The sequence below is a fragment of the Roseateles violae genome (assembly GCF_030410485.1).
In the GTDB taxonomy this organism is placed as follows: domain Bacteria; phylum Pseudomonadota; class Gammaproteobacteria; order Burkholderiales; family Burkholderiaceae_C; genus Roseateles_D; species Roseateles_D violae.
This window is the reverse complement of sequence record NZ_JAUHHC010000002.1, coordinates 475,566-496,003: the sequence shown is the minus strand read 5'-3', so window position 1 is coordinate 496,003 and position 20,438 is coordinate 475,566. Positions and strand designations below refer to the sequence as shown.

19 protein-coding genes and 1 pseudogene are annotated in these 20,438 nt (G+C 69.9%); 12 read left to right on the top strand and 8 right to left on the bottom strand.

Annotated features, from left to right (window positions below; translation table 11 throughout):
* The first annotated feature begins 76 nt into the window (after positions 1 to 76).
* The 5 genes from QWJ38_RS07790 (at position 77) to QWJ38_RS07770 (ending at position 4,302) form a co-directional block, all read left to right on the top strand.
* Positions 77 to 871 carry an ABC transporter substrate-binding protein gene (locus QWJ38_RS07790; RefSeq protein WP_290358487.1) on the top strand — a complete coding sequence of 265 codons (795 nt, stop codon included), beginning with the start codon at positions 77 to 79 and terminating at the stop codon, positions 869 to 871.
* 135 nt (positions 872 to 1,006) lie between these two features.
* Positions 1,007 to 1,696, top strand: coding sequence for an ABC transporter permease (locus QWJ38_RS07785; RefSeq protein WP_290358486.1), 690 nt, complete (start codon positions 1,007 to 1,009; stop codon positions 1,694 to 1,696).
* On the top strand, positions 1,696 to 2,379 hold the full coding sequence (locus QWJ38_RS07780; RefSeq protein WP_290358485.1) for an ABC transporter permease: 684 nt from the start codon (positions 1,696 to 1,698) through the stop codon (positions 2,377 to 2,379). Before QWJ38_RS07785 ends, QWJ38_RS07780 begins: the two co-directional genes overlap by 1 nt.
* Positions 2,380 to 2,385: 6 nt before the next feature.
* Positions 2,386 to 3,504, top strand: coding sequence for a succinylglutamate desuccinylase/aspartoacylase family protein (locus QWJ38_RS07775; RefSeq protein WP_290358484.1), 1,119 nt, complete (start codon positions 2,386 to 2,388; stop codon positions 3,502 to 3,504).
* A gap of 27 nt (positions 3,505 to 3,531) precedes the next feature.
* A complete protein-coding gene (locus tag QWJ38_RS07770) occupies positions 3,532 to 4,302 on the top strand; it encodes an ABC transporter ATP-binding protein (protein ID WP_290358483.1) in 771 nt (256 codons plus the stop codon).
* A gap of 67 nt (positions 4,303 to 4,369) precedes the next feature.
* Here the strand turns inward: QWJ38_RS07770 and QWJ38_RS07765 are convergent, their stop codons facing one another.
* The 3 genes from QWJ38_RS07765 to QWJ38_RS07755 all read right to left on the bottom strand — a co-directional run bounded on the left by QWJ38_RS07765 (position 4,370) and on the right by QWJ38_RS07755 (position 7,376).
* Entirely contained in the window at positions 4,370 to 5,701 is a 1,332-nt protein-coding gene (locus QWJ38_RS07765) for a prolyl oligopeptidase family serine peptidase (protein ID WP_290358482.1), read from the bottom strand.
* Positions 5,702 to 5,888: 187 nt separating this feature from the next.
* Positions 5,889 to 6,614, bottom strand: coding sequence for a DUF599 domain-containing protein (locus QWJ38_RS07760; protein WP_290358481.1), 726 nt, complete (start codon positions 6,612 to 6,614; stop codon positions 5,889 to 5,891).
* A 39-nt stretch (positions 6,615 to 6,653) separates the two neighbouring features.
* Entirely contained in the window at positions 6,654 to 7,376 is a 723-nt protein-coding gene (locus tag QWJ38_RS07755) for a pirin family protein (protein WP_290358480.1), read from the bottom strand.
* A 141-nt stretch (positions 7,377 to 7,517) separates the two neighbouring features.
* Between QWJ38_RS07755 and QWJ38_RS07750 the strand changes: the two genes are divergently transcribed.
* From QWJ38_RS07750 to QWJ38_RS07725, 6 genes and pseudogenes are all read left to right on the top strand, one after another.
* Complete coding sequence (locus QWJ38_RS07750) at positions 7,518 to 8,513, top strand: LysR family transcriptional regulator (protein WP_290358479.1); 996 nt, start codon at positions 7,518 to 7,520, stop codon at positions 8,511 to 8,513.
* On the top strand, positions 8,513 to 9,412 hold the full coding sequence (gluQRS, locus tag QWJ38_RS07745) for a tRNA glutamyl-Q(34) synthetase GluQRS (RefSeq protein ID WP_290358478.1): 900 nt from the start codon (positions 8,513 to 8,515) through the stop codon (positions 9,410 to 9,412). Before QWJ38_RS07750 ends, gluQRS begins: the two co-directional genes overlap by 1 nt.
* Positions 9,409 to 9,753: pseudogene (locus QWJ38_RS07740) on the top strand (FKBP-type peptidyl-prolyl cis-trans isomerase); the annotation flags it as partial. The gene gluQRS and the pseudogene QWJ38_RS07740, both read left to right, overlap by 4 nt.
* 30 nt (positions 9,754 to 9,783) lie before the next feature.
* On the top strand, positions 9,784 to 10,131 hold the full coding sequence (locus tag QWJ38_RS07735; RefSeq protein WP_290358975.1) for an FKBP-type peptidyl-prolyl cis-trans isomerase: 348 nt from the start codon (positions 9,784 to 9,786) through the stop codon (positions 10,129 to 10,131).
* A 76-nt stretch (positions 10,132 to 10,207) separates the two neighbouring features.
* Complete coding sequence (locus tag QWJ38_RS07730; RefSeq protein WP_290358477.1) at positions 10,208 to 10,678, top strand: DUF2938 domain-containing protein; 471 nt, start codon at positions 10,208 to 10,210, stop codon at positions 10,676 to 10,678.
* A 54-nt stretch (positions 10,679 to 10,732) separates the two neighbouring features.
* Positions 10,733 to 11,494 carry an MgtC/SapB family protein gene (locus tag QWJ38_RS07725; RefSeq protein ID WP_290358476.1) on the top strand — a complete coding sequence of 254 codons (762 nt, stop codon included), beginning with the start codon at positions 10,733 to 10,735 and terminating at the stop codon, positions 11,492 to 11,494.
* Here QWJ38_RS07725 and QWJ38_RS07720 read toward each other — a convergent pair.
* The 4 genes from QWJ38_RS07720 to QWJ38_RS07705 all read right to left on the bottom strand — a co-directional run bounded on the left by QWJ38_RS07720 (position 11,491) and on the right by QWJ38_RS07705 (position 16,965).
* A complete protein-coding gene (locus QWJ38_RS07720; protein WP_290358475.1) occupies positions 11,491 to 11,943 on the bottom strand; it encodes a universal stress protein in 453 nt (150 codons plus the stop codon). The genes QWJ38_RS07725 and QWJ38_RS07720 overlap by 4 nt on opposite strands.
* A gap of 94 nt (positions 11,944 to 12,037) precedes the next feature.
* Positions 12,038 to 14,869, bottom strand: a complete 2,832-nt coding sequence (locus QWJ38_RS07715; protein ID WP_290358474.1) for an ATP-binding protein — start codon at positions 14,867 to 14,869, stop codon at positions 12,038 to 12,040.
* Positions 14,870 to 14,878: 9 nt separating this feature from the next.
* On the bottom strand, positions 14,879 to 15,592 hold the full coding sequence (locus QWJ38_RS07710) for a hypothetical protein (protein ID WP_290358473.1): 714 nt from the start codon (positions 15,590 to 15,592) through the stop codon (positions 14,879 to 14,881).
* Positions 15,589 to 16,965 (bottom strand): hypothetical protein, encoded by a 1,377-nt coding sequence (locus tag QWJ38_RS07705; protein WP_341850485.1) that lies wholly within the window; start codon positions 16,963 to 16,965, stop codon positions 15,589 to 15,591. The genes QWJ38_RS07710 and QWJ38_RS07705 overlap by 4 nt, the downstream gene beginning before the upstream one ends.
* Before the next feature lie 265 nt (positions 16,966 to 17,230).
* On the opposite strand from QWJ38_RS07705, the gene QWJ38_RS07700 reads away from it, so the two are divergent.
* A complete protein-coding gene (locus tag QWJ38_RS07700) occupies positions 17,231 to 17,620 on the top strand; it encodes a VOC family protein (protein ID WP_290358472.1) in 390 nt (129 codons plus the stop codon).
* A gap of 64 nt (positions 17,621 to 17,684) precedes the next feature.
* Here QWJ38_RS07700 and QWJ38_RS07695 read toward each other — a convergent pair whose 3' ends face one another.
* The gene (locus tag QWJ38_RS07695; RefSeq protein ID WP_290358471.1) at positions 17,685 to 20,318 is read right to left on the bottom strand and encodes a sensor domain-containing diguanylate cyclase; all 2,634 of its coding nucleotides are present in this window, start codon (positions 20,316 to 20,318) and stop codon (positions 17,685 to 17,687) included.
* Positions 20,319 to 20,438 lie beyond the last annotated feature (120 nt).

The following is a 20,438-nucleotide window of genomic DNA, read 5'->3' as shown; positions in this document are numbered from 1 at the left end:
CAGGAATTTACCGATTCGCTGGCCATCGATGATCTACGAATCAATGAATGAAAAGCCCACCCACCAAGGAGCTGCTATGCAAAGACGTCCTTTGATCGCCCTGTCCGCCCTGCTGATCGCCGCCACCACCAGCCTGGCCGCGCAGGCGCAGGCGCCCGACTGGAAGAAGATCCGCATCGGCGTCGAAGGCGCCTACCCGCCCTTCTCCGAGGTCGGCCCGGACGGCAAGCTCAAGGGCTTCGAGATCGATCTGGCGATGGCCTACTGCGCCGAGATGAAGGCCGAGTGCACGCTGGTGCAGCAGGACTTCGACGGCCTGATCCCGGCGCTGCAGGCGCGCAAGGTCGACGCGATCATCGCCTCGGTCTCGATCACGCCCGAGCGCCAGAAGACCATCGCCTTCTCCAACGCCTACTACAACACGCCGGGCCGCTTCGTCGCCAAGGCCGGCGCCAAGTACGACTTCACGCCGGCCGGCCTGAAGGGCAAGAAGATCGGCGTGCAGAGCGGCACCATCCACGAGAAGTTCGCCGCCGACACCTTCAAGCAGAGCGAGATCGTCCGCTACACGACGCAGGATCAGGCCTTTCTGGACCTGAAGTCGGGCCGCGTCGATCTGTCGCTGGCCGATCTGGTCGCGATCGACCAGGGCTTCCTGTCCAAGCCGGATGGCAAGGGCTTCGCCCTCGTCGGCCCGAACTACGACGACGTCAAGTACTTCGGCACCGGCTCCGGCGTCGGCCTGCGCAAGGCCGACGAAAAGACCCTGGGCAAGAAGTTCAACGACGCGATCGCCGCTATTCAAGCCAACGGTACCTTCAAGAAGCTCAACGACAAGTACTTCCCGTACGACATCGCGCCAAAAAAGTGAGCCCCTCGGCCGCGGGTACGCGGCCGGTCCCCCTAGGGGACGCGGATGATCGCGGGGGTGCCCCGCGATCACATCCGCTCAGGCCACCCTTGGGAGCGGCCCGGCGGGTGGCCTGAGTCAAGACACCACATTCGAATGTTGCACGGTTTTCTCCCCAGCCTGCTCGAAGGCGCTGCGGTCACGCTGAGCGTGGCGCTGGCCTCGCTGGCGATGGCGATGACGCTGGGTCTGCTCGGCGCGTTGGCCAAGCTGTCCCGATGGCGGCTGGCGCGCGGCTTGGCCCAGGTCTACACGACGGTGATCCGCGGCGTGCCGGATCTGGTGCTGATGCTGCTGGTCTTCTACGGCGGCCAGGTGGCCGTCAACACGATCGCGGTGTCGCTGGGCCATGAGGACTACATCGACATCAACCCCTATATCGCCGGCGTGCTGACGATCGGCTTCATCTTCGGCGCCTACCTGACCGAGGCCTTCCGCGGTGCCTTCCTGGCCGTGCCGCCGGGCCAGCGCGAGGCCGGCCTGGCCTATGGCATGACGCCGCGCCAGATCGCCTGGCGCATCACCTTCCCGCAGATGTTCCGCCATGCGCTGCCGGGCCTGTCCAACAACTGGCTGGTGCTGATCAAGAGCACGGCCATCGTCTCGGTGATCGGCCTGTCGGACCTGATGACGCGCGGCCAGCAGGCCGCCGGCACGACGCGCGAACCCTTCGTCTTCTACCTGGCCGTGGCCATGATCTATCTGGTCTTCACCAGCGCCTCCGAACTGGTGTTCGACCAGTTGCAAAAGCGCTTCTCGACCGGCGTGCGGAAGGGAGCGCTCTGATGAATCTGGAAGCGATCCAGGAGAACTTCCATCTCTATCTGAGCGGCGCGCTGACCACGCTGGAGCTGCTGGCGATCTCGCTGGGGCTGGGCCTCTTGTTCGCGATCCCGCTGGGCGTCGTGCGCAGCCTGCCCGGCATCGGCTCGCGCATCGTCTGGCTCTACACCTATGTGTTCCGCGGCACGCCGATGCTGGTGCAGCTGTTCCTGATCTATTACGGCCTGGCCCAGTTCGAGGCGGTGCGCGAGAGCTTCGCCTGGCCTTTCCTGAGCTCGGCCTGGTTCTGCGCCTGCCTGAGCTTTGTCCTGAACACCTGCGCCTACACCACCGAGATCATCGCCGGCGCGATCCGCGCGCTGCCGCACGGCGAGATCGAGGCGGCCAAGTCGCTGGGCATGAGCCGCTGGGTGATGTTCCGCCGCATCGTGCTGCCCTCGGCCCTGCGCCGCGCGCTGCCGGCCTACAGCAACGAGGCGATCTTCATGCTGCAGGGCACCTCGCTGGCCAGCATCGTCACCATCCTCGACCTGACCGGCGCCGCGCGCCAGGTCAACTCGACCTACTACATCCCCTTCGAGGCCTTCATCACCGCGGCCATCGGCTACTTCCTGATGACCCTGGCCCTGGTGGCCCTGTTCCACAAGGCCGAGGCGCGCTGGCTGAAGCCCTTGATGCCGCGCTGAGAGTCCATGCAAGTCCACCACCACGCCCTGCTCTCGCCCGCCCCCGGCACCCAGCGCGAGCTGATCTCGCTGCACTACGGCCGCCCCGGCCAGGGCCCCAAGGTCTATATCCAGGCCTCGCTGCATGCCGACGAACTGCCCGGCATGCTGGTGGCCCATCATCTGCGCAACAAGCTCGACGCGCTGGAGGCGGCCGGCCGCATTGCCGGCGAGATCGTGCTGGTGCCGATGGCCAACCCGATCGGCCTGTCGCAATACATCCTGCACGGCCACCAGGGCCGCTTCGAAACGACCTCGGGCGAGAACTTCAACCGCCACTATCCGGAGCAGATGCTGGCCGCCGCCGCGGCCGCCGAGGGCGAACTGGGCGCCGACGCCGCGCGCAATGTCGCCGTGCTGCGCCGCGCGTTGAAGGCGGCCGTCGAGCAGTCGCCGGTCGAGACCGAACTGCAGTCGCTGCGCCGCACCTTGATGAGCTTGTCCTGCGATGCCGACATCGTGCTGGACCTGCACTGCGACGCGCAGGCGGTCATGCATCTGTACACCGACACGCTCTGCTGGCCCGACTGCGAACCGCTGGCGCGCTATCTGGGCGCCCGCGTCACCCTGTTGGCCCAGGACTCGGGCGACAACCCCTTCGACGAGGCCTGCTCGCAGGTCTGGTGGCAATGGGACCGCCACTTCGGTGGCCGCTTCGCCATCCCGCAGGCCTGCCTGTCGGTGACGGTCGAGCTGCGCGGCGGCGCCGACGTCGAGCATGCGCTGGCCGAGGCCGACGCGCAAAAGCTGCTGGACTTCCTCTGCTACCGCGGCGCCGTGGCCGGAGAGGTGCCGGCCCTGCCCGCCCCGGTCGGCGATGCGCGACCACTGGCCGGCAGCATGCCGATCAAGTCGGCCACCGCCGGCGTGCTGGCCTTTGTGCGCCAGCCCGGCGATATGGTCGCCGCCGGCGAGGTGGTCGCCCACGTGATCGATCCGATCAGCAATGCGCTGACCGAGCTGAGCGCGCCGGTGGACGGCCTGCTCTATGCGCGCGAGTCGGTGCGCTTCGTCACCGCCGGCATGAAGGTCGCCCGCATCGCCGGCACCGAGCCGCTGCGCAGCGGCAAGCTGCTGAGCGCCTGAGAAGAAAGAACGAAAGAAGAAGCCAAGATGTCACACGCAAGCCTTCTGGTCGAGAACCTGCACAAGCGCTATGGCGAGCGCGAGGTGCTGAAGGGCGTCTCGCTGGCCGCCAAGCCGGGCGATGTCATCACCCTGATCGGCTCCAGCGGCTCCGGCAAGAGCACCTTTCTGCGCTGTCTGAACCTGCTCGAGCAGCCGCATGAGGGCCGGCTGCAACTGGGCAGCGAGGAGCTGAAGCTGGCGCGCGACCGCGACGGCAGCCTCAAGGCCAGCGACGCGCAGCAGCTGCGCCAGTGGCGCGCGCGCCTGGCCATGGTGTTCCAGAACTTCAATCTCTGGGGCCACCGCACGGTGCTGGAGAACGTCATCGAGGCGCCGGTCCATGTGCTGGGCGTGGCCAAGGCCGAGGCGGTCGAGAAGGCCGAGGCGCTGCTGGCCCGCGTCGGCGTCGCGCATCGCAAGGACGTCTACCCGGCCCAGCTCTCCGGCGGCGAACAGCAGCGCGTCGCGATCGCGCGGGCGCTGGCGGTCGAGCCCGAGGTGATGCTGTTCGACGAGCCGACCTCGGCACTGGACCCGGAACTGGTCGGCGAGGTGCTGAAGGTGATGAAGGACCTGGCCGCCGAGGGCCGGACCATGATCGTCGTCACCCACGAGATGGGCTTCGCCCGCGAGGTCTCCAACCACACCCTGTTCCTGCACCAGGGCCGGGTCGAGGAGGAAGGCCATCCGCGCGAGATCCTCGTCAAGCCGCAGAGCGCACGCCTGCAGCAGTTCCTCAGCGGCGGGCTCAAGTAGCCCGGCCGGCACGGCAAAAGGGCCGGCCCTTGCGGGACCGGCCCCCCGGCGGCCTTGCGGCCCGCCTTCAGGGCACCGGGCAGGCGGCCGGCTTGAGAATGCCCAGGCCGGGCTGGTCCCAGATGCGCGGGGCCGTCTTGTCGGTGAACTTGCAGCCGAAGGCCGGGTCGGCCACCGCCTGCGGGTCGAGCACCGCGTCGCCCGCCGGCTTGACGCCGGCCTCGACCCACTTGACCAGGTCGACGAAGGTCGTGACCAGCTCGGCCGGCGCGAAGCTGCAATGGCCGACGTCGCGCGTGGCGCGCTGCACCAGGCGTGCCGAGTTGCCCTTCTCCGCCACCCGGCGCGCGTAGACCTGCTCCATATGGAAGGGCACGAACAGATCGCCCAGCGTGTGCAGGCTCAGCATCGGGATGCGCAGATCGCCGGTGGTCGGCGTGACATTGGCCAGGCCGTTGCGGCGCCGCGCCTGCGGGTCGGCCGTGACGCGCTGGACGTTGACGTTGAACGCGTCCTCGGCGGCGGTCAGCGCCGGGTTGGCGTCGAACTGGTAGACCACGTCGACGTTCTGCACCGCCACGCCCGGCTGGCGCGGCAGGGTGCCGTTGCCGACCCCGAGGCCGAACAGGAAGTCGCCCGGCACCAGCCCGTTCCAATACAGCCAGCCCTGCTCGAACAGCGGCCGCACGCCGCCGCTGCGCTGCTGCATCAGCGCCTTGAAGTTCTGCCCCGCCGCATTCAGCGCGAAGGGGAAGGCCGGGCCGAGCGCCGCCTTGGTCGCCGGCACCGTCACGCTCAGATAGTCGTCGCCGTAGGGGTAGCGCTTGTTCTGGCCCGACAGCGTCTGCGCGGCCACGTTGTGGTCGAGGAAGTAGTCGAACAGCTCGTAGTCGCCGAGCACGCCGCAGATCGGCATCGCGCCGTCGTAGGACTGCGGCCACTGCTCGGCGACGATGCCGGTCACATGGCCGCCCATCGAGGCGCCGGTGATGTAGACGCGGCTGGGCCTGCCGAAGCGGCCGTTGAACAGCTGGGTCAGCGCATGCGAGTCCTTGGCGCCCTGGGCCGGGTCATAGGCGTTCCTGCTGTAGCTTGAGGCGGCCCAGGCATAGCCGTTGGCGAGCAGGAAGGCGCGCAGCGGATGGTTGTCGACGGTCAGCTCCAGGCCGGTGCCGCGGTAGCCATGGGCCCAGATAACCAGCTTGCCGTTCCACTGCTGCGGCACCTCGATGCGGTAGCCGGCGCCGTTGTGGACGCCCCACTCGCGCTGCGAGGGCAGATTGGCCAGCTCATTGAAGGGCAGCTTGGCTTCGTCGACGAAGTAGGCCGGCGGCGTGGCGGCCAGCGCGGCATGCGCGCAGAAGCCCAGGGCGACCAGGGCCAGAAGCAGTTTCTTCATGCTTGTCTCCTCGAGTCAGGATGCGCCGCCGACCGCCCGGGAATCGGGTCCGAGGCATGATTCGGCAGCAATCGCAGCGCGGCGCGTGCGAAGGCCCAGCCTACTTGAATGCCGCGGCGCCGTGCTGCGTGCTAGCCCTGCCCCAAGTTTGAAGGCCGGGGCGCCCCCGGGCCGGCTCGTCCAGGACTTAGCCCGCGCCGCCGTGCTTCTGCAGCACCTCCAGCACCTCGGAGCGGAATTCGCGCTGGTAGAGGACGTAGACGACGCCGGTCGTCGCGGCAATCAGGGCCCAGGGCGAGAAGAACCAGGCAACGGCGGCAAAGGCCATGTAGTAGGCGCGCAGCCCGTCGTTGAAGGTCTCGGCGGCCAAGCCGACGACGCGTCCGGCGCGGTCGGCGAAGGCCTCGCGCGACAGCTCGGGATTGATGTCGAACTGCTTGGCCTCGGGCGCGGCCGCAACCAGCAGGGCGCCGAAGGTGTACTGCCGCATGCTCCAGGTGAAGCGGAAGAAGGCGTAGACGAAGATGCCGGCCAGCAGCACCAGCTTCAGCTCGAACACCAGGGTCGAGGTGCGCGCGGCAAAGGGGATCTCGCGCACCAGCCCGCTGGCCTGGTCGCCGGCGCCCAGCAGGGCCAGCAGGCCGCCGATGATGAGGATCGTCGTCGAGGCGAAGAAGGAGGGGCTGGTCGACAGGCTCTGCACGACGACGCCGTCGATCACCCGCACCTCACGGTAGGTGCATTGCAGCATCCAGCGCCGGCGCTCGCGGTTGGTTTCGCCCAGCACCGAGGCCTGCGTCAGGGCGCGCTGCCTGGCGAAGCGCGCGTAGCCGATCCAGCCGGCGAAAAAAAGCCCCAGGGCGAGCCAGTCGACCAGGGGCAGGAATTTCAACAGGGTCAGCAGCTTGTCCATGGGCCGGAGTCTATCCAGCCCCGGACATCGCTAGGCCCTTCAGCGCGGCAGATCGAAGACCAGCACCTCGGCATCGCGGCCACCGGCGATCTGCAGCTGCGCGACATCGCTGATCTGCAGCGCATCGCCGCCGGCCAGCGCCTGGCCGTTGACCGTCAGCGCGCCGCGCACCAGATGCACATAGGCGACGCGGCCCGGCGCCAGCGCCAGCTCGGCCGACTCGTCGCCGTCGAACAGGCCGGCGTAGAGCTTCGCATCGGCATGGATGTGGACGGAGCCCTGCTCGCCGCCCCTGGACGCGATCAGGCGCAGCCGGCCGCGCTTGTCGGCCACCTCGAAGCGCTTCTGCTCGTAGCCGGGCGTCACGCCGCGCTGGTCCGGCATGATCCAGATCTGCAGGAAATGGGTGGTCTGGTTCGGCGCGTTGTTGAACTCGCTGTGCATCACGCCGGTGCCGGCGCTCATGCGCTGCACGTCCCCGGGCTGGATCACGCCGGCATGGGCGCCGCCGGCCTGCCCATTGCCCATGCTGTCCTTGTGGGCCAGCTCGCCGTCCAGCACATAGCTGATGATCTCCATATCGCGGTGGCCATGGGTGCCAAAGCCGGTGCCCGGCGCGATGCGGTCCTCGTTGATCACGCGCAGCGGGCCGAAACCCATGCGCTTGGGATCGTAGTAATCGGCGAAGGAGAAGCTGTGGAACGATTTCAGCCAGCCGTGATCGGCATAGCCGCGGTCCGACGAACGGATCAGTTCGAGCATGATGGGGTCCTCTCTTTGGATGGGGGCCGTTGCCGGCCATGGATCCAATGTAGGTCCAGTCCAGCGCGCGAACAGCCTGCCGGCGCTGAAGCCAGCATTCAGTTGTTCTGAACGGTTGCCGCCTAAGATGAGGCCTCCGCCATGCCATTGGAAGCCATGCCCAGCCCCGACAAACGCCGCGTCCTGACCCCCGAAGCGCTGGCGATGATGGACCAGATCGCCCGCAGCGGCAGCTTTGCCGCCGCCGCCCGCGAGATGGGCAAGGTGCCCTCGGCCCTGACCTACAGCGTGCGCCAGCTGGAGGAGGCGCTGGACGTGCTGCTGTTCGACCGCCGCTCGCGCCAGGCGGTGCTGACGGCCGCCGGCCAGGAGCTGCTGGTCGAGGGCCGGCGCCTCTTGCAGGAGATGGACGCGGTGGCCAACCGCGTGCGCCGCGTCGCCACCGGCTGGGAGAGCGAGCTGACCGTCTGCTTCGACGACGCGATCGCGCGGCGCGCGCTGTTCGACCTGCTGGACGCCTTCTACCGGCTGCCGGCCGGCGAGGGTGGCCAGGACGGGCAGGACGGCCCACCGACGCGGCTGAAGTTCCGCTGCGAGGTGATGTCCGGCACCTGGGAGGCGCTGGTCTCGGGCCAGGCCGATCTGGCCATCGGCACCTCGACCCAGCCGCCGGGCAGCTCGGTCTATTGCGAGCCGATGGGCCCGATGGAAATGATCTTCTGCGTCGCGCCGCACCACCCGCTGGCCAACGCGCCCGAGCCGCTGTCGGCGACGACGATCGCCCAGCACCGCATCATCGCCGTCGCCGACACCGCCCGCACGCTGGCGCCGACCACGGTGGGCGTGATGCCGGGCCAGGACGTGCTGGCCATGCCCTCGATGGCGGCCAAGCTGGAGGCGCTGATGCGCGGCCTCGGCTGCGGCTCGCTGCCGACGCAGATGGTGCGCCGCCATATCGAGGCCGGCCGCCTGGTGCACAAGAAGACCTTCCAGGGCAATCGCGCCTCGCCGATGCACTATGCCTGGCGCAATACCGGCCAGCCGCCCGGCAAGGCCCTGGCCTGGTGGATCTCGCAGCTGCAGAGTCCGGCGACGCGGCGCTCGCTGCTGGAGCAGCACGAGGGCCTGCTGCTCTGATGCGCTACACCGGACCCTATATCGGCCGCTTCGCTCCCTCGCCGACCGGCCCGCTGCATGCGGGCTCGCTGGTCGCCGCCCTGGCCAGCTGGCTCGATGCGCGCGCCCACGGCGGCCGCTGGCTGCTGCGCATCGAGGACGTCGACCTGCCGCGCTGCGCGCCCGGCAATGACGAAATCATCCTCGGCCAGTTGGCGCGCTGCGGCCTGCTGCCCGACGAGCCGCCGGTCTGGCAGTCGCGCCGCGGCGACCTCTATGCCCAGGCGCTGCAGCGCCTGGTGGACGCCGGCCTGGCCTATGGCTGTGCCTGCTCGCGCAAGGACATCGCCGCACTGGCCCCGCCCACCCGCCATGGCGAGCTGGTCTATCCGGGGACCTGCCGCGCCGGCACCGGCGGCCGGCCGGCGCGCGCCTGGCGGCTGCGGACGGCCGGCGCCGGCTGCATCGAGTGGCAGGACCGCCGCCTGGGCCGACAGCGGCAAGACCTGGAACGCGAGGTCGGCGACTTCGTGCTCAAGCGCGCCGACGGACTCTGGGCCTATCAGCTGGCCGTCGTCGTCGACGATGCCGAGCAGGGCATCAGCGACATCGTGCGCGGCGAGGACCTGGCCGACAACACGCCGCGGCAGGTCTTTCTGCAGCGGCTCCTGGGCCTGCCGACGCCGCGCTATCTGCACACGCCGCTGGTGCTGGGCGCCAATGGCGAGAAGCTGTCCAAGCAGAACGGCGCGGCCGCGCTGGCGCTGGAAGACCCGGTAGCGGCGCTGCGCGCGGCGGCGGCGGTGCTGGGCCTGCGCCTCTCGGCCGGCGATCTGCCGGGCCTGCTGGCCGAGGGCGTGGCCGCCTGGCGTGCGATGATGCCGGCCATCGAAGATCCGCAGTCAAAGGAATCCCCATGAACACCAGCCCCAGCGGCCTGCAATACGAAGACACCGTCGTCGGCGACGGCAAGGAGGCCAAGTCCGGCCAGGACGTGTCGGTGCACTACACCGGCTGGCTCTACAAGGACGGGCAGAAAGGCGCCAAGTTCGACTCCAGCAAGGACCGCAACGAAGCCTTCGAGTTCGAGCTCGACGGCGGCATGGTGATCCGCGGCTGGGACGAGGGCGTGCAGGGCATGAAGGTCGGCGGCACCCGGATGCTGGTGATCCCGCCCGAGCTCGGCTATGGCGCGCGCGGCGCCGGCGGCGTGATCCCGCCCAACGCCACCCTGATGTTCGAGGTGCAGCTGCTGGGCGTCGCCGGCGGCGACGAGCCGATCGCGCTGGAGCTGCAGAAGACCGCCTCCGGTCTGCAGTACCAGGACACCGTCGAGGGCAGCGGCGCCGAGGCCAAGGCCGGCCAGCGCGTCACCGTGCACTACACCGGCTGGCTCTACAAGGACGGCCTGCGCGGCAAGAAGTTCGACTCCAGCAAGGACCGCGGCGACCCGTTCCGCTTCGGCCTCGGTGGCGGCCAGGTGATCCGCGGCTGGGACGAGGGCGTGCAGGGCATGAAGGTCGGCGGCACCCGCATGCTGGTGATCCCCGCCGAGCTCGGCTATGGCGCGCGCGGCGCCGGCGGCGTGATCCCGCCCAACGCGACCCTGCTGTTCGAGGTCGAGCTGCTGTCCGTCTGAGCCTGCCGCATCGGCGAGTTCGTCAAGGGGCCTGCGGGCCCTTTCTCTTTGCACGGCGCCACCGCAGAATCGCCCGATGCTCCTGCTCAGGATCGCCCTGCTCGGCATCGGCGCCACCGTCGTGCTGGATCTCTGGCTGCAGCTGCTGAAGCGCCTGGGCGTGCCGACCATGAGCGTCGCCCTGCTCGGCCGCTGGGTCGGCCACCTGCTGCGCGGCCGCTTCGCCCATGCGGCGATCGCCAAGGCGCCGGCGCTGCCGCAGGAAGCGCTGCTCGGCTGGCTGGCCCATTACGCGATCGGCATTGCCTTCGCGGCGCTGCTGATCGCCGTCCAGGGCAGCAGCTGGCTGGCACGGCCGACGCTGCCGCCGGCGCTGGCGCTGGGCATCGCCACCGTCGTGATGCCGCTGTTCGTCATGCAGCCGGCGATGGGGGCCGGCTTTGCCGCCTCCCGGACGCCGACGCCGCTGCTGAACTGCCTGCGCAGCCTGCTCAATCACGCGGTCTTCGGCCTGGGGCTCTATCTGACCGCTCGGGCGCTGGCCTGAAGCCCGGCCGCCCGGCGTAGCATCGGCCCTGCCCCATCGGGCCGGAGGACCGCCATGACGAACACCATGCCCGAGCTGGACCAGCTGCTGCGCTTCTGGGCCGCCGGCCAATGGCAGGCCAATGTGCTGATGTTGATGCACCTGCTCGGCGCGATGCTGCTGGGCCTGATCCTCGGCTACGAGCGCGCCTACCATGGCCGCGCCGCCGGCATGCGTACCTATGCGCTGGTCTGCATGGCCTCCTGCGCGGTGACGGTGCTGGTCGGCTATCCGCAGCAATGGTTCGGCGGCCTCAGCAGCGGCCTGCCGCCGCCCTTCACCGACCCGACCCGGGTGATCCAGGGCGTGCTGACCGGCATCGGCTTCCTCTGCGCCGGCGTCATCATGCGCGAGGGCATGAATATCAGCGGGCTGACCACGGCCGCCTCGCTCTGGGCCGCGGCGGCGCTGGGCGTCGTGGTCGGCATGGGCTTTTATTTCGCCGCGATCGGCCTGACCCTGCTGTGCGCGCTGCTGATGATGTGGGGCGCCAAGCTGGAGGCGCGGCTGCCCTCGCATCCGGCGATCGCGGTGATGCTGCGCGGCGAGCCGGCGCGCCGCTTCGAGCAGGCCGAGCTGGCCGCCTTTGCCGCGACCCTGGGCTACCGCTTCGCGCCCGGCTCGCTGAGCATCGAGAGCCAGGGCGGCCGCGAGGAATGGCGCTTCGTCTGCGTGGCCGAGCGCAACTACCGGGGCCAGACCTTGACCCGCTTCTCCAGCCGCATCGGCGAGTTGCCCGGCGTCGTCGACTACCGGGTCGCGCACGCGCGAAACTAGGCCGGCCCGCCGCGCACCAGCAGCACCGGCATCGCTGCATGCCGCACGATCAGCTCGGCATCGCTGCCCATCAGCGCGCGACCCAGGCCGCGGCGGCCATGGGTGCCCAGCACGATGATCTCGGCACCCCAGTCGGCGGCCGCCCGGACGACCAGATCGCTGACCCGCTCGCCCATCGATTCCAGCAGCACCGCCTCCACCGGCAGCCCGTTCGCCTCGACCTGCGCCTGCGTCTTCGCCAGCAGGTCCTTGCCGCCCCTGCGGACCATCTCGATCAGCTCGGCGCTGAGGCCCATGCCCACGGTCGGGTAGCCGGCCAGCGGCTGCAGATCGATGATGTGCAGCAGGCGGATGCGCCCGCCGCTGAGCCCGGCCAGGCGCAAGGCCTCGGCCAGACCCTTGTCGGCCGTCTCGCTGCCATCGATGGGGACCAGAATCTTCGAATACATCGCACACCTCGCTGCTTGGAAGTCCTTGCCTGCAGCGATTCTGGACCCAGCGGCCTGGTCCTGGCTTGCGCCAGATCAGGATCCGGGGCGCCGATCAGCCATAGACCGACTTCTCCGGCCGGCGCGCCAGCACGGCGATCGGCGGCGCCCAGCGTTCGCCGCGCGGCTTCTTGCTGGTGACCAGGGTGATCTCGCTGGGCTCGAAGACCTCGACGTTGTGCGTGATCGGCGTCGTCAGCAGGTATTGCGCGCGCGTGCTGCGCAGGAAATGGCCGACCAGCTGGATATTGCGCACGTCCAGATGGGCAAACGGTTCGTCGATGAAGACGAAGCCGCCGGGGCTGTCGTCGTCCTTCATCAGGCCCACCAGCAGGATCAGGCTCTTCAAGACCTGCTGGCCGCCCGAGGCCTCGCCGTCGTTCAGGCCCACCTCGCCCTTGCCGTCGAAATTGAAGCGCACCTGCAGGCCGGCCTGGGCCAGCACCATATCGTCGTTGTCCAGATGCGGCAGATCGGCCTGGGCCAGCACACCGGCCAGCTCGCCAAGCTCGGCGACGTTCTTCTTGTAGCGGCGCACGGTCGCGCGCAGCACGTCGATATAGCGCTCGCGCGCATTGAAGGCGGCGATGCGCGCCATCTCGTTGCTGGCGCGGCGGTCATCGAGCTGGCCGCTCTGCTCCAGCACCGACACATGCATGCGCGCATGGCGCTCCTGGACCTGCGGATCGGTTTCCCAGGTACCGTTGGCCAGGCCGTTGTCCAGCTCGGCCTGCACATGGCGGGCGGCGATCTCGGCCTGCTTGGCGTTCTCGAACTCCTCGCGCAGCGCCTGGATGCGCGCCGGCTGCACCCAGCTGGCCGGGAAGGCGGCGCGCGCCTCACGCGAGGCCTTCGCCGCCAGGGCCAGGTCTTGCCGGCGACCCTCGTGCTCGCGCAAGACGCGCAGCACGTTCTCCTCGCTGGCCTTCAGCGAGCCCTGGGCCGCCTCGTAGTCACGCTCGCTGCGGGTCGACTGGGTCAGCGCACGGTCATGCTCGGCGTCGAGCGCGCTCATCCGCGCCGAGGCCTCGATGCGGGCCTGCTTCAGCGCCGGCAGGCGCGCGCGCCCCTCCGCGAACTCGGCCGCGCGCTCGCTGAGCTCCTGCGCCGCCTTGTGGCCCTGGGCGGCGCGCTGCGCGTCCTTCAGCTGGCGCTCGGCCTCGGCCTGCTCCTTGGCAATGCGCGAGAGCTCGAGGTCGTAGCGCGCCAGCTCCTTCTCCAGCGAGGCGCGGCGCGAGTCCAGCGCCGAGGCGCCGAACTGGTAGTCGCGCGGCTCGACCCAGAGGCTGCGGCCGCCGCGGCCGTCGCGGTAATAGGCGTCCTGCGTGATCCACTCGCCGCCCGCCCTGGCGCCGGCCTCGGTGTCCTTGACGCAGCGGATGCTGGCCAGCTGGCGCAAGAGCCAGCCAGGGATCTTCGCGTTGATCTTCAGCGCGGCCAGCAGCGAATCCCTGGGCGCGACGGCCGGCGCGTTCTCGGCATCGGCGACGACATAGTGGCGGTAGCGCTCCTTCGAGGCCAGGCCATAGGCGCGACCCTCGTCGCCGGCATGGGCCAGCACGACCACCCAGCGCGAGGGGCGCAGGAAGCCCTCGGCGGCGGCGCGCCAGGCCTCGTCGGCAATGTCCACGCAATCGGCCAGCACATGGTGGGCGATGCCGGCCTCGTCGAGCGCGCGGCGAAAGCGCGTGACCTCGGCGGGCGGCGGCGGCAGGCGCTGGCCGCTGAGCGCCTCCATGGCCGCCTGCGCCTTGCGCGCCTGGTCGTTGGTCCGCGTGTAGCTCTCGCGCAGGCCATGCTGCTGGGTGCTCAGCGCCTCCAGGCGCTGGGTCAGCTCGGCCGCATCGGTCTCGACGGCGGCCAGGGCCTTCAGTTCCTCCTCGCGCTTGGCCAGCAGCTCCATCGGCCGCTCGGCCTCGCGGTTGGCATCAAACGCGGCGCGCGCCTGCTTGCGCTGCGTCTCCAGCTCGAGCAGCCTGGCCTTGGCCGCCTCGGTGGCCTGGAACAAGGCATGCAGCTCGGCCCGCTTGGCCGCCATCTGGCGCTTGTCGCTGGACGCGAACAGGCGCTGGCGGTGCAGCTCGCGCAGGTTTTGCGCGGTGCGCTGGCGGGCTTCGGCCCATTGCAGCACCGGCAGCACCTCGGTCGCCAGGCGCTCGCGCTCCTTCAGCCGCAGCTGGTACTGCTGGTAGCTGTTGACGCGGTTGGCCAGGTCCGAAAGCTGGGCCTGCGTGTGCGAGAGCTCATGCGTCGCCTGCTCGACCTCCTTGAGCAGCTGCTGCTGGTGGCTGCGGGCCTGATCGTAGCGATCCAGAACCTCCTGGTCGCCGAAGACCTCGAACACCAGGCGCAGCAGCTCCTTGGGGCTCAGCTCGCAGAGCCGGTCGGTCTGGCCCTGCTCCAGCGCCAGCACGCGGCCGATCGCGCGGGTCAGGCCGGCGGCTTCCAGCCGCCGCTTCCAGGCCTCGATGCCCAGCCAGTCCTTGTCGCCGCGGGCGGCCAGTTCCTCGATCGACTGCACGCCGTCGACCATCACATAGCGGCGCTGCCAGTCGCCGCCATGGCGCTCGATGCGGCAGGCCAGGGTCACCTGGTCCGCATAGAGCAGCGAGCTGGCAAAGGGCCGCGAGCTGTTCTGGCGGCCGCGTGGCCGGTTGTCGACCAGCGCACGCAGCCAGGCCGTCTCGGCATTGGCATGGCGCGCATAGGTCTTGTAGGTGCGGCCGCCCGAGCACTCCAGGCCCAGCAAGGTGCGCATCGCATCGAGCAGGGTCGTCTTGCCCGAGCCATTGGGCCCGGCGATCGTGATGATGGCGCCGTCCAGCGGCATGGTCACGCGCTGGCAGTAGTCCCAGTGCAGCAGTTCCAGCGATTGCAGATGAAACATGGTTCAGGCTCAGATCTCTTCGCTGTCTTCGATATGTTCTTGCTCGGGCTCGCGCAGCCGGGCGATCGCCGGGCCGGCCAGCGGATCGGTCGAACGCGCCAGCACATCGCCCAGCGCGCCGTCCAGGATGCGCGGCGCCAGCGTGTCGTAGTCCAGCAGCAGGTCCAGGAGCGGCCCCTCGGCAATGTCCTCGCCGCGGCGCAGGATGAAGCCGTTGCGCTCCAGCAGCTTCAGATTGGTGTCCAGCCGCATCTTCTTGCCCAGCTGGTTGCCGAAGTCGGCCAGCAGGCTGCGGTAGGAGATCGTCGGCGACACGCTGGCCGCCAGCGGCAGCGGCTTGTCGGTGGCGAACATCTCGCCCTGGCCCTCTTCCTTGGCCTCGGCGCGCGCGACCTGGCGCTGGCGCTTGGGCAGCACGATCAGCGACCACAGCACGACCAGCAGCGCGACACCGTCGCGCGGCAGGTCGAGGTTGTTGTTGGCCGCCAGGCCGGTCTCGCCGAACACCGCCACCTCGGCCGGGCGCAGCATGGCCAGGCTGATGTGGTCGGCATAGAGGTTGTCGACGACCCGCAGGCCGACGGCGGCCAGGCGCTCGCCCAGCGCCGACCAGATGTCGTTGTCGATCAGCGCGCGGCGCACCAGCGGATGGTTGCGCGGCAGCCAGCGGCGCGCGAGAAGCTGTGCCGCCAGTTGGGCGGCATCGTCCAGAGCAGCGCTCATTCCTCGGATTCCTTCGTCGTCGTCTTCTGTTCCTGCTCGGCCGTCGCGCGCAGCACGCCGCGGCTCATCCAGGCGATGTACTCGTCGTCGACCTCGCCCTGCTCGGCCGACCAGTGCACGCGCCAGGGCTGGCGCGCCATATCGCCGGTGGCACCGTTCAGATGCTGGGCCTGCGGATCGCCCAGCAGCGGCAGCAGCTGCGCGCGGTAGGAGGCGCGCGCATAGCTGCCGCCCAGCACCGCCGGCGCCAGGTCTTGCTCGATTTCGCCGGCGGCGGTCCAGCGCGCCAGCAGCGCCTGCATCAGGTCCATCTCCGGCGGCAGGCTCATCACCGCCAGCTCGCCCTCGGGGGCGCTGCGGCCCTCGGGCAGCGCCTCGGCCTCCTTGGGCTTCGGCCGGTCGCGCTCGAACTCGGCCTCGGCCGTATCCAGCAGCTCGTGCTGGGCGACCAGCACCGGGTGCACCGGGCGCGACAAGGCGCCGAGCGCCAGGTTCTCGAGGAAGTGCACGCCCTGCAGCCAGCGCCGCACATCGGTGGTCGTGATGCCGGTCGAGCCCAGGGTCACGCGCTGGCGGTCGGCCTGCTGCAGCGCGCGGTTGAACTGGCTGGCCATGGCCAGCAGGCGCGCCTGCGCCAGGCCCAGCTCGCGCGCCAGGCGCTCCAGCCGCGCATTGCCGTCGGCCTGGGCCTGCTCGATGATGGCGCGCAGGGCCTCGCTGGCCTTCTCGACCAGCTTCAGCGCGCGCTCGAAGCGCTGGCGCGCGCGGCGCAGATGGAATTCCGAGCCGCTGGCGATCGCATCGGCGAACTCGTCGTACAGCCGCGAGAGCTGGGCCTGCAGATGGTGCAGCTGCGCCGGGTCCAGGGTGCCCAGCTGGTGGGCGCCGGCCACATTGGCCAGCAGCGCGGCCAGGTCGGCGTCCTGCTCGCCCGCTTGCGTCAAGGGCGACAGCAGGCCCAGCAGGCGCTGCGCCAGCGGCGTCACGCTATAGACCTGGTTCGAGCCGTCCCAGGCCAGCAGCTCGGCCTCGCGCAGGCGCTTGAGCACAAGATCGAGCGCGTCCTCGCGCAGCACATGGAAATGCCGGTTCAGCGTCTCGCGCGCCAGCCTCGAATCGGGCAGCGCCATCAGCTCCATGAACACCCAGCTGCGCAGCCGCACCAGGGCGGCCGGCCCATGGCACAGCGCGCGCAGTGCGTTCAGCAGCGGCTCGTTGCGCTCCAGCTGCCACCACAGCAGGGCCTCGGTCGGCGCGGATCCCTCGCGGAAATAGTCTTCGAAGCGCAGGTCCTCGGCGGCGGCGGCCATGCCCTCGTCGTCCTCGACGAGGCTTGCCGCGCCCCGGGCCGCGCTTGCGGCTTGATCGGTCATGGGGCGCGATTATCCCAGGGTGGCAGGCCGCTTCCGCGCCGGGCGGCGGCGCCGGCGCCCGGCCGGTGACGGAAGACCGGAAACGCGGCCCGAACTGCCTGTATAAAGCAGGCTGAAACCAGCGCCAAGCCCGCCGGCCATGCCGTGCACGCCGGACGGCCGCGGAGCTGTCCCCGTGGGGCTAGCTGCAGCTGATGTTCGCGGTCCAGGACATCGATCCGATCCGAGGCCGGGCTTGAGCCTGCATCTGAACCGAGGAGCAGCGATGTTCGATCACGTGAAATTCGGCGTCAGCGACTTTGCGGCCAGCAAGGCCTTCTATCTGCAGGCGCTCGCACCGCTGGGCGTGGTGCTGGTTGGCGAGGGGCCGCCCAGCTACGGGGTCGAGCTCTGCGCCCAGGGCCAGAACAGCTCGCTCTGCCTGTTCCAGAGCGAGGAGAAACCGGCGCATCTGCACCTGGCCTTCAGCGCCGCGACGCGCCAGCAGGTCGACGCCTTCCATCGCGCGGCGCTGGCCGCGGGCGGCCGTGACAACGGCCCGCCGGGCCTGCGCCCGCATTACCACGCGAACTACTACGCGGCCTTCGTCATCGGCCCGGACGGACACAATATCGAAGCGGTGTGCCATGCGCCCGCGCCGGCGGACAAGGCCTGACCCCAGCGAGAACGACCAACCCTTTGAATCGCCCGGCTTGGCACGCGCCCTGCCGCCCAGAGGCCTAGGCCGGCGTCGCCAGCTCCACCCGGCGCTTGCCGGCGCGCTTGGCGCGCAACATGGCATGGTCGGCCTTGGCCAGCAGCGCCGAGGGCTCATCACCGTCTTCGGGGACGATGGCGACGCCGATGCTGGCGCCGACCCGGGCGCCGATGCCGTCGGCCAGCATGATGGGCGCCTGCACATGGGCGATCAGCCGCTCGAGCACACGGCGCCATTCGTCCTGGCCAGGCTCGAGCATGGTCAGCAGCAGCACGAACTCGTCGCCGCCGACGCGGGCGGCGGTGTCGTCGCGGCGCAGGCTTTGCTGCAGGCGCCGCCCGACCTCGGCCAGCAGCGCATCGCCGGCGTCATGGCCGTGCCGGTCGTTGACCTGCTTGAAGCCGTCCAGATCGAGATAGCAGACGGCCACGCGGGTGCCGGTGCGGGCGGCCAGCGCCACCGCCTGGCGCAGGCGGTCGGCCAGCAGCAGCCGGTTCGGCAGGCCGGTCAGGCCGTCGTGGAAGGCGATGTACTCGGCGCGCGTCTGCGCCTCCTTGACCGCGGTGATGTCGGCCATGGTCCACAGCGACACCTCGTTCGTCAGCTGCACGCCGCAGAGGTCGATCCAGAGGCGCCGGCCGTCCTTGTGCAGCAGCTGCAGATGGGTGCGGTAATGCTCGCCCGCGGCCAGCAGCGCATAGGCCTCGCGGCCGACCCGCTCGAAGGTCTCGTCGTCGGGGTAGAGGATGCGCGCGGTCTCGCCCTCGAGTTCCTCGGCCGCATAGCCGAAGATGCGCGCCAGCGCGCGGTTCTTCCAGACCACGCGGCGCCCATGCAGCTTGGCCATACCGACGATGTCGTTGTCCAGCATCGCCGTCTGCTCGCGCATCAGGCCGGCGATCTGCTGCCGCGCCTCGTACTGGCCGGTGACGTCCTGGGTGACGCTGCGGCTCATCAGGAAGCGGCCATCGGCGTCGCGCAGCGCGGTCACGCTGGCCCGCACGCGCCGCGCCGCGCCATGCCGGGGCTTGAGCACAAACTCGACGCCGTCGAGCCGACCGTCGGCGACCAGGCGCGGGAACTCGCTGGCGTAGGTGGCCCGCCCCTCCTCGTCGAGGAAGTCGATCAGGCGCGTGCGGCCTATCACCTCCTCCGCCGTGCAGCCGAGCCAGGACAGCATGGTCGCGTTGACATGGACGAACACGCCCCTGGCGTCGATCGAGTGGTAGCCGCAGGGCGCCTGGTCGTAGAGGTCGCGGATGCGGGCCGACGATTCCTCGATCGAGGCCAGCAGGCGCTTGCGCTCGCTGATATCGCGCGCCGAGCCGTAGATGAACAGCTCCTGGTCGATCTTGGCGACACTGATCTGCAGCTCCACATCGAGGATGCGGCCGTCGTCGCGCCGGTGCTGCACCTCGACCCGCTGGCGGTCGCCATCCTTGAGCTTGGCCAGCCAGGCGTTGATGCGGCTCTCGTTCTGGTTGACGTCCCAGCTGCTGATGTGGCGGCCGAGCAGGCTTTCGCGCGTCGCGCCCAGCATCTCGGCAAAGGAGTCGCTCATGCCGACCAGGCGGCCGGCGCGGTCGACGATATGGATGCCGTCGGCGGCCACATGCAGCAGCGCCTGCGTGCGGTGGATCTCGGCCGCCAGCGCGCGCAGGCTGCGGAACTCGCGCCGCCCGGCGCGGTGGACCGCAAAGGTCGCGCCGGCGAACAGCAGCCAGGCGACGGCGACCAGCAGCGAGACCTGCAGCACCTGGGCGCGCCAGGGCGCGTAGAAGCGCTCGTTGGACAGGCCGGCGAAGACCAGCATCGGCCAGCCCTCGACCTGGCGGTAGGCATTGGTGCGCTCGATGCCGTCGAAAACCGTCTTGGACACGAAGATGCCGCGCGTCGGATTGCGCGCCAGCTCGATCTTCAGTTCGGGCGAGGCGGCCGTGCTGCCGATCTGCACCTTGGCCGTGCTGGCCGGCGAATAGCGTGCGATCAGCTGCATATCGCGCATGCGCAGCGTCACCGCGTCCGGACCCTCGATGTCGTAGCTGGAGAACAGCTGGCGGAAATAGTCCGTCTGCACGCTGGCATAGAGCACGCCGGCAAAGCGCCCCTGCAGGCGCACCGGCCGCACCAGCGCGATCACCCAGTTGCCGGAAACGCGTGACTGCAGCGGCCCGGCGATCGAGCGGCCCTCGTCGCCGCGCGCCTTGGCCTCGAGAAAATAGGGCCGGTCGGCGACATTGACCGGCGGCCCTGCCGGCAGGGCATTGCCCCAGCGCACCAAGCCGCTCTCGTCGGCCATGCGCAGGCCTTCGGTCGAAGGCAGCAGGCGGCGGTGCGCCTCCAGCACCCGGTTGATGTCGGCATCGCGGGCGGCGCCCTGGCTGCGCAGGCTGCCGATCTCGTCGATCGCCGACCGCATCAGCGAATCGACCCGGGCCAGCTCGGAGCCGACGCTGGCCTGCGCGATCGCGGCCATGTCCTCGGCGTTGTCGCGCGCCTGGCCCTCGAAGGCGCTGTGGCTGGCGCGCAGCACCAGCCAGACCAGCAGCGCCAGCAGCGCCGCCACGGCCAGATTGGTCAGCACCATGGCCAGCGCCAGTTTGCGGCGACGCCTGAGGCCGCCTTCCTTCCATGCCAGCAAGCTTCCCAACGGCATCTCGTCTCAGCTCTTTCTCTGTCTGCCTATCGGCCCGCCCGCCCTGGCGATCGTTGCTTGTTTTCACAATGCTGCCACAGAGGAGCGGCGGCGCCGCCCGGAGAAGGACCGCGATTCGCG

Excerpts from the sequence above, each read along its gene's own strand:
- QWJ38_RS07785 (WP_290358486.1), top strand. The coding sequence starts at position 1,007 with ATGTTGCACGGTTTTCTCCCCAGCCTGCTCGAAGGCGCTGCGGTCACG.
- QWJ38_RS07725 (WP_290358476.1), top strand. The coding sequence starts at position 10,733 with ATGACGAACACCATGCCCGAGCTGGACCAGCTGCTGCGCTTCTGGGCC.
- QWJ38_RS07750 (WP_290358479.1), top strand. The coding sequence starts at position 7,518 with ATGCCATTGGAAGCCATGCCCAGCCCCGACAAACGCCGCGTCCTGACC.
- QWJ38_RS07770 (WP_290358483.1), top strand. The coding sequence starts at position 3,532 with ATGTCACACGCAAGCCTTCTGGTCGAGAACCTGCACAAGCGCTATGGC.
- QWJ38_RS07705 (WP_341850485.1), bottom strand. The coding sequence starts at position 16,965 with ATGACCGATCAAGCCGCAAGCGCGGCCCGGGGCGCGGCAAGCCTCGTC.
- QWJ38_RS07790 (WP_290358487.1), top strand. The coding sequence starts at position 77 with ATGCAAAGACGTCCTTTGATCGCCCTGTCCGCCCTGCTGATCGCCGCC.
- QWJ38_RS07695 (WP_290358471.1), bottom strand. The coding sequence starts at position 20,318 with ATGCCGTTGGGAAGCTTGCTGGCATGGAAGGAAGGCGGCCTCAGGCGT.
- QWJ38_RS07775 (WP_290358484.1), top strand. The coding sequence starts at position 2,386 with ATGCAAGTCCACCACCACGCCCTGCTCTCGCCCGCCCCCGGCACCCAG.
- QWJ38_RS07780 (WP_290358485.1), top strand. The coding sequence starts at position 1,696 with ATGAATCTGGAAGCGATCCAGGAGAACTTCCATCTCTATCTGAGCGGC.
- QWJ38_RS07710 (WP_290358473.1), bottom strand. The coding sequence starts at position 15,592 with ATGAGCGCTGCTCTGGACGATGCCGCCCAACTGGCGGCACAGCTTCTC.
- QWJ38_RS07700 (WP_290358472.1), top strand. The coding sequence starts at position 17,231 with ATGTTCGATCACGTGAAATTCGGCGTCAGCGACTTTGCGGCCAGCAAG.
- gluQRS (WP_290358478.1), top strand. The coding sequence starts at position 8,513 with ATGCGCTACACCGGACCCTATATCGGCCGCTTCGCTCCCTCGCCGACC.
- QWJ38_RS07755 (WP_290358480.1), bottom strand. The coding sequence starts at position 7,376 with ATGCTCGAACTGATCCGTTCGTCGGACCGCGGCTATGCCGATCACGGC.
- QWJ38_RS07760 (WP_290358481.1), bottom strand. The coding sequence starts at position 6,614 with ATGGACAAGCTGCTGACCCTGTTGAAATTCCTGCCCCTGGTCGACTGG.
- QWJ38_RS07730 (WP_290358477.1), top strand. The coding sequence starts at position 10,208 with ATGCTCCTGCTCAGGATCGCCCTGCTCGGCATCGGCGCCACCGTCGTG.
- QWJ38_RS07720 (WP_290358475.1), bottom strand. The coding sequence starts at position 11,943 with ATGTATTCGAAGATTCTGGTCCCCATCGATGGCAGCGAGACGGCCGAC.
- QWJ38_RS07765 (WP_290358482.1), bottom strand. The coding sequence starts at position 5,701 with ATGAAGAAACTGCTTCTGGCCCTGGTCGCCCTGGGCTTCTGCGCGCAT.
- QWJ38_RS07715 (WP_290358474.1), bottom strand. The coding sequence starts at position 14,869 with ATGTTTCATCTGCAATCGCTGGAACTGCTGCACTGGGACTACTGCCAG.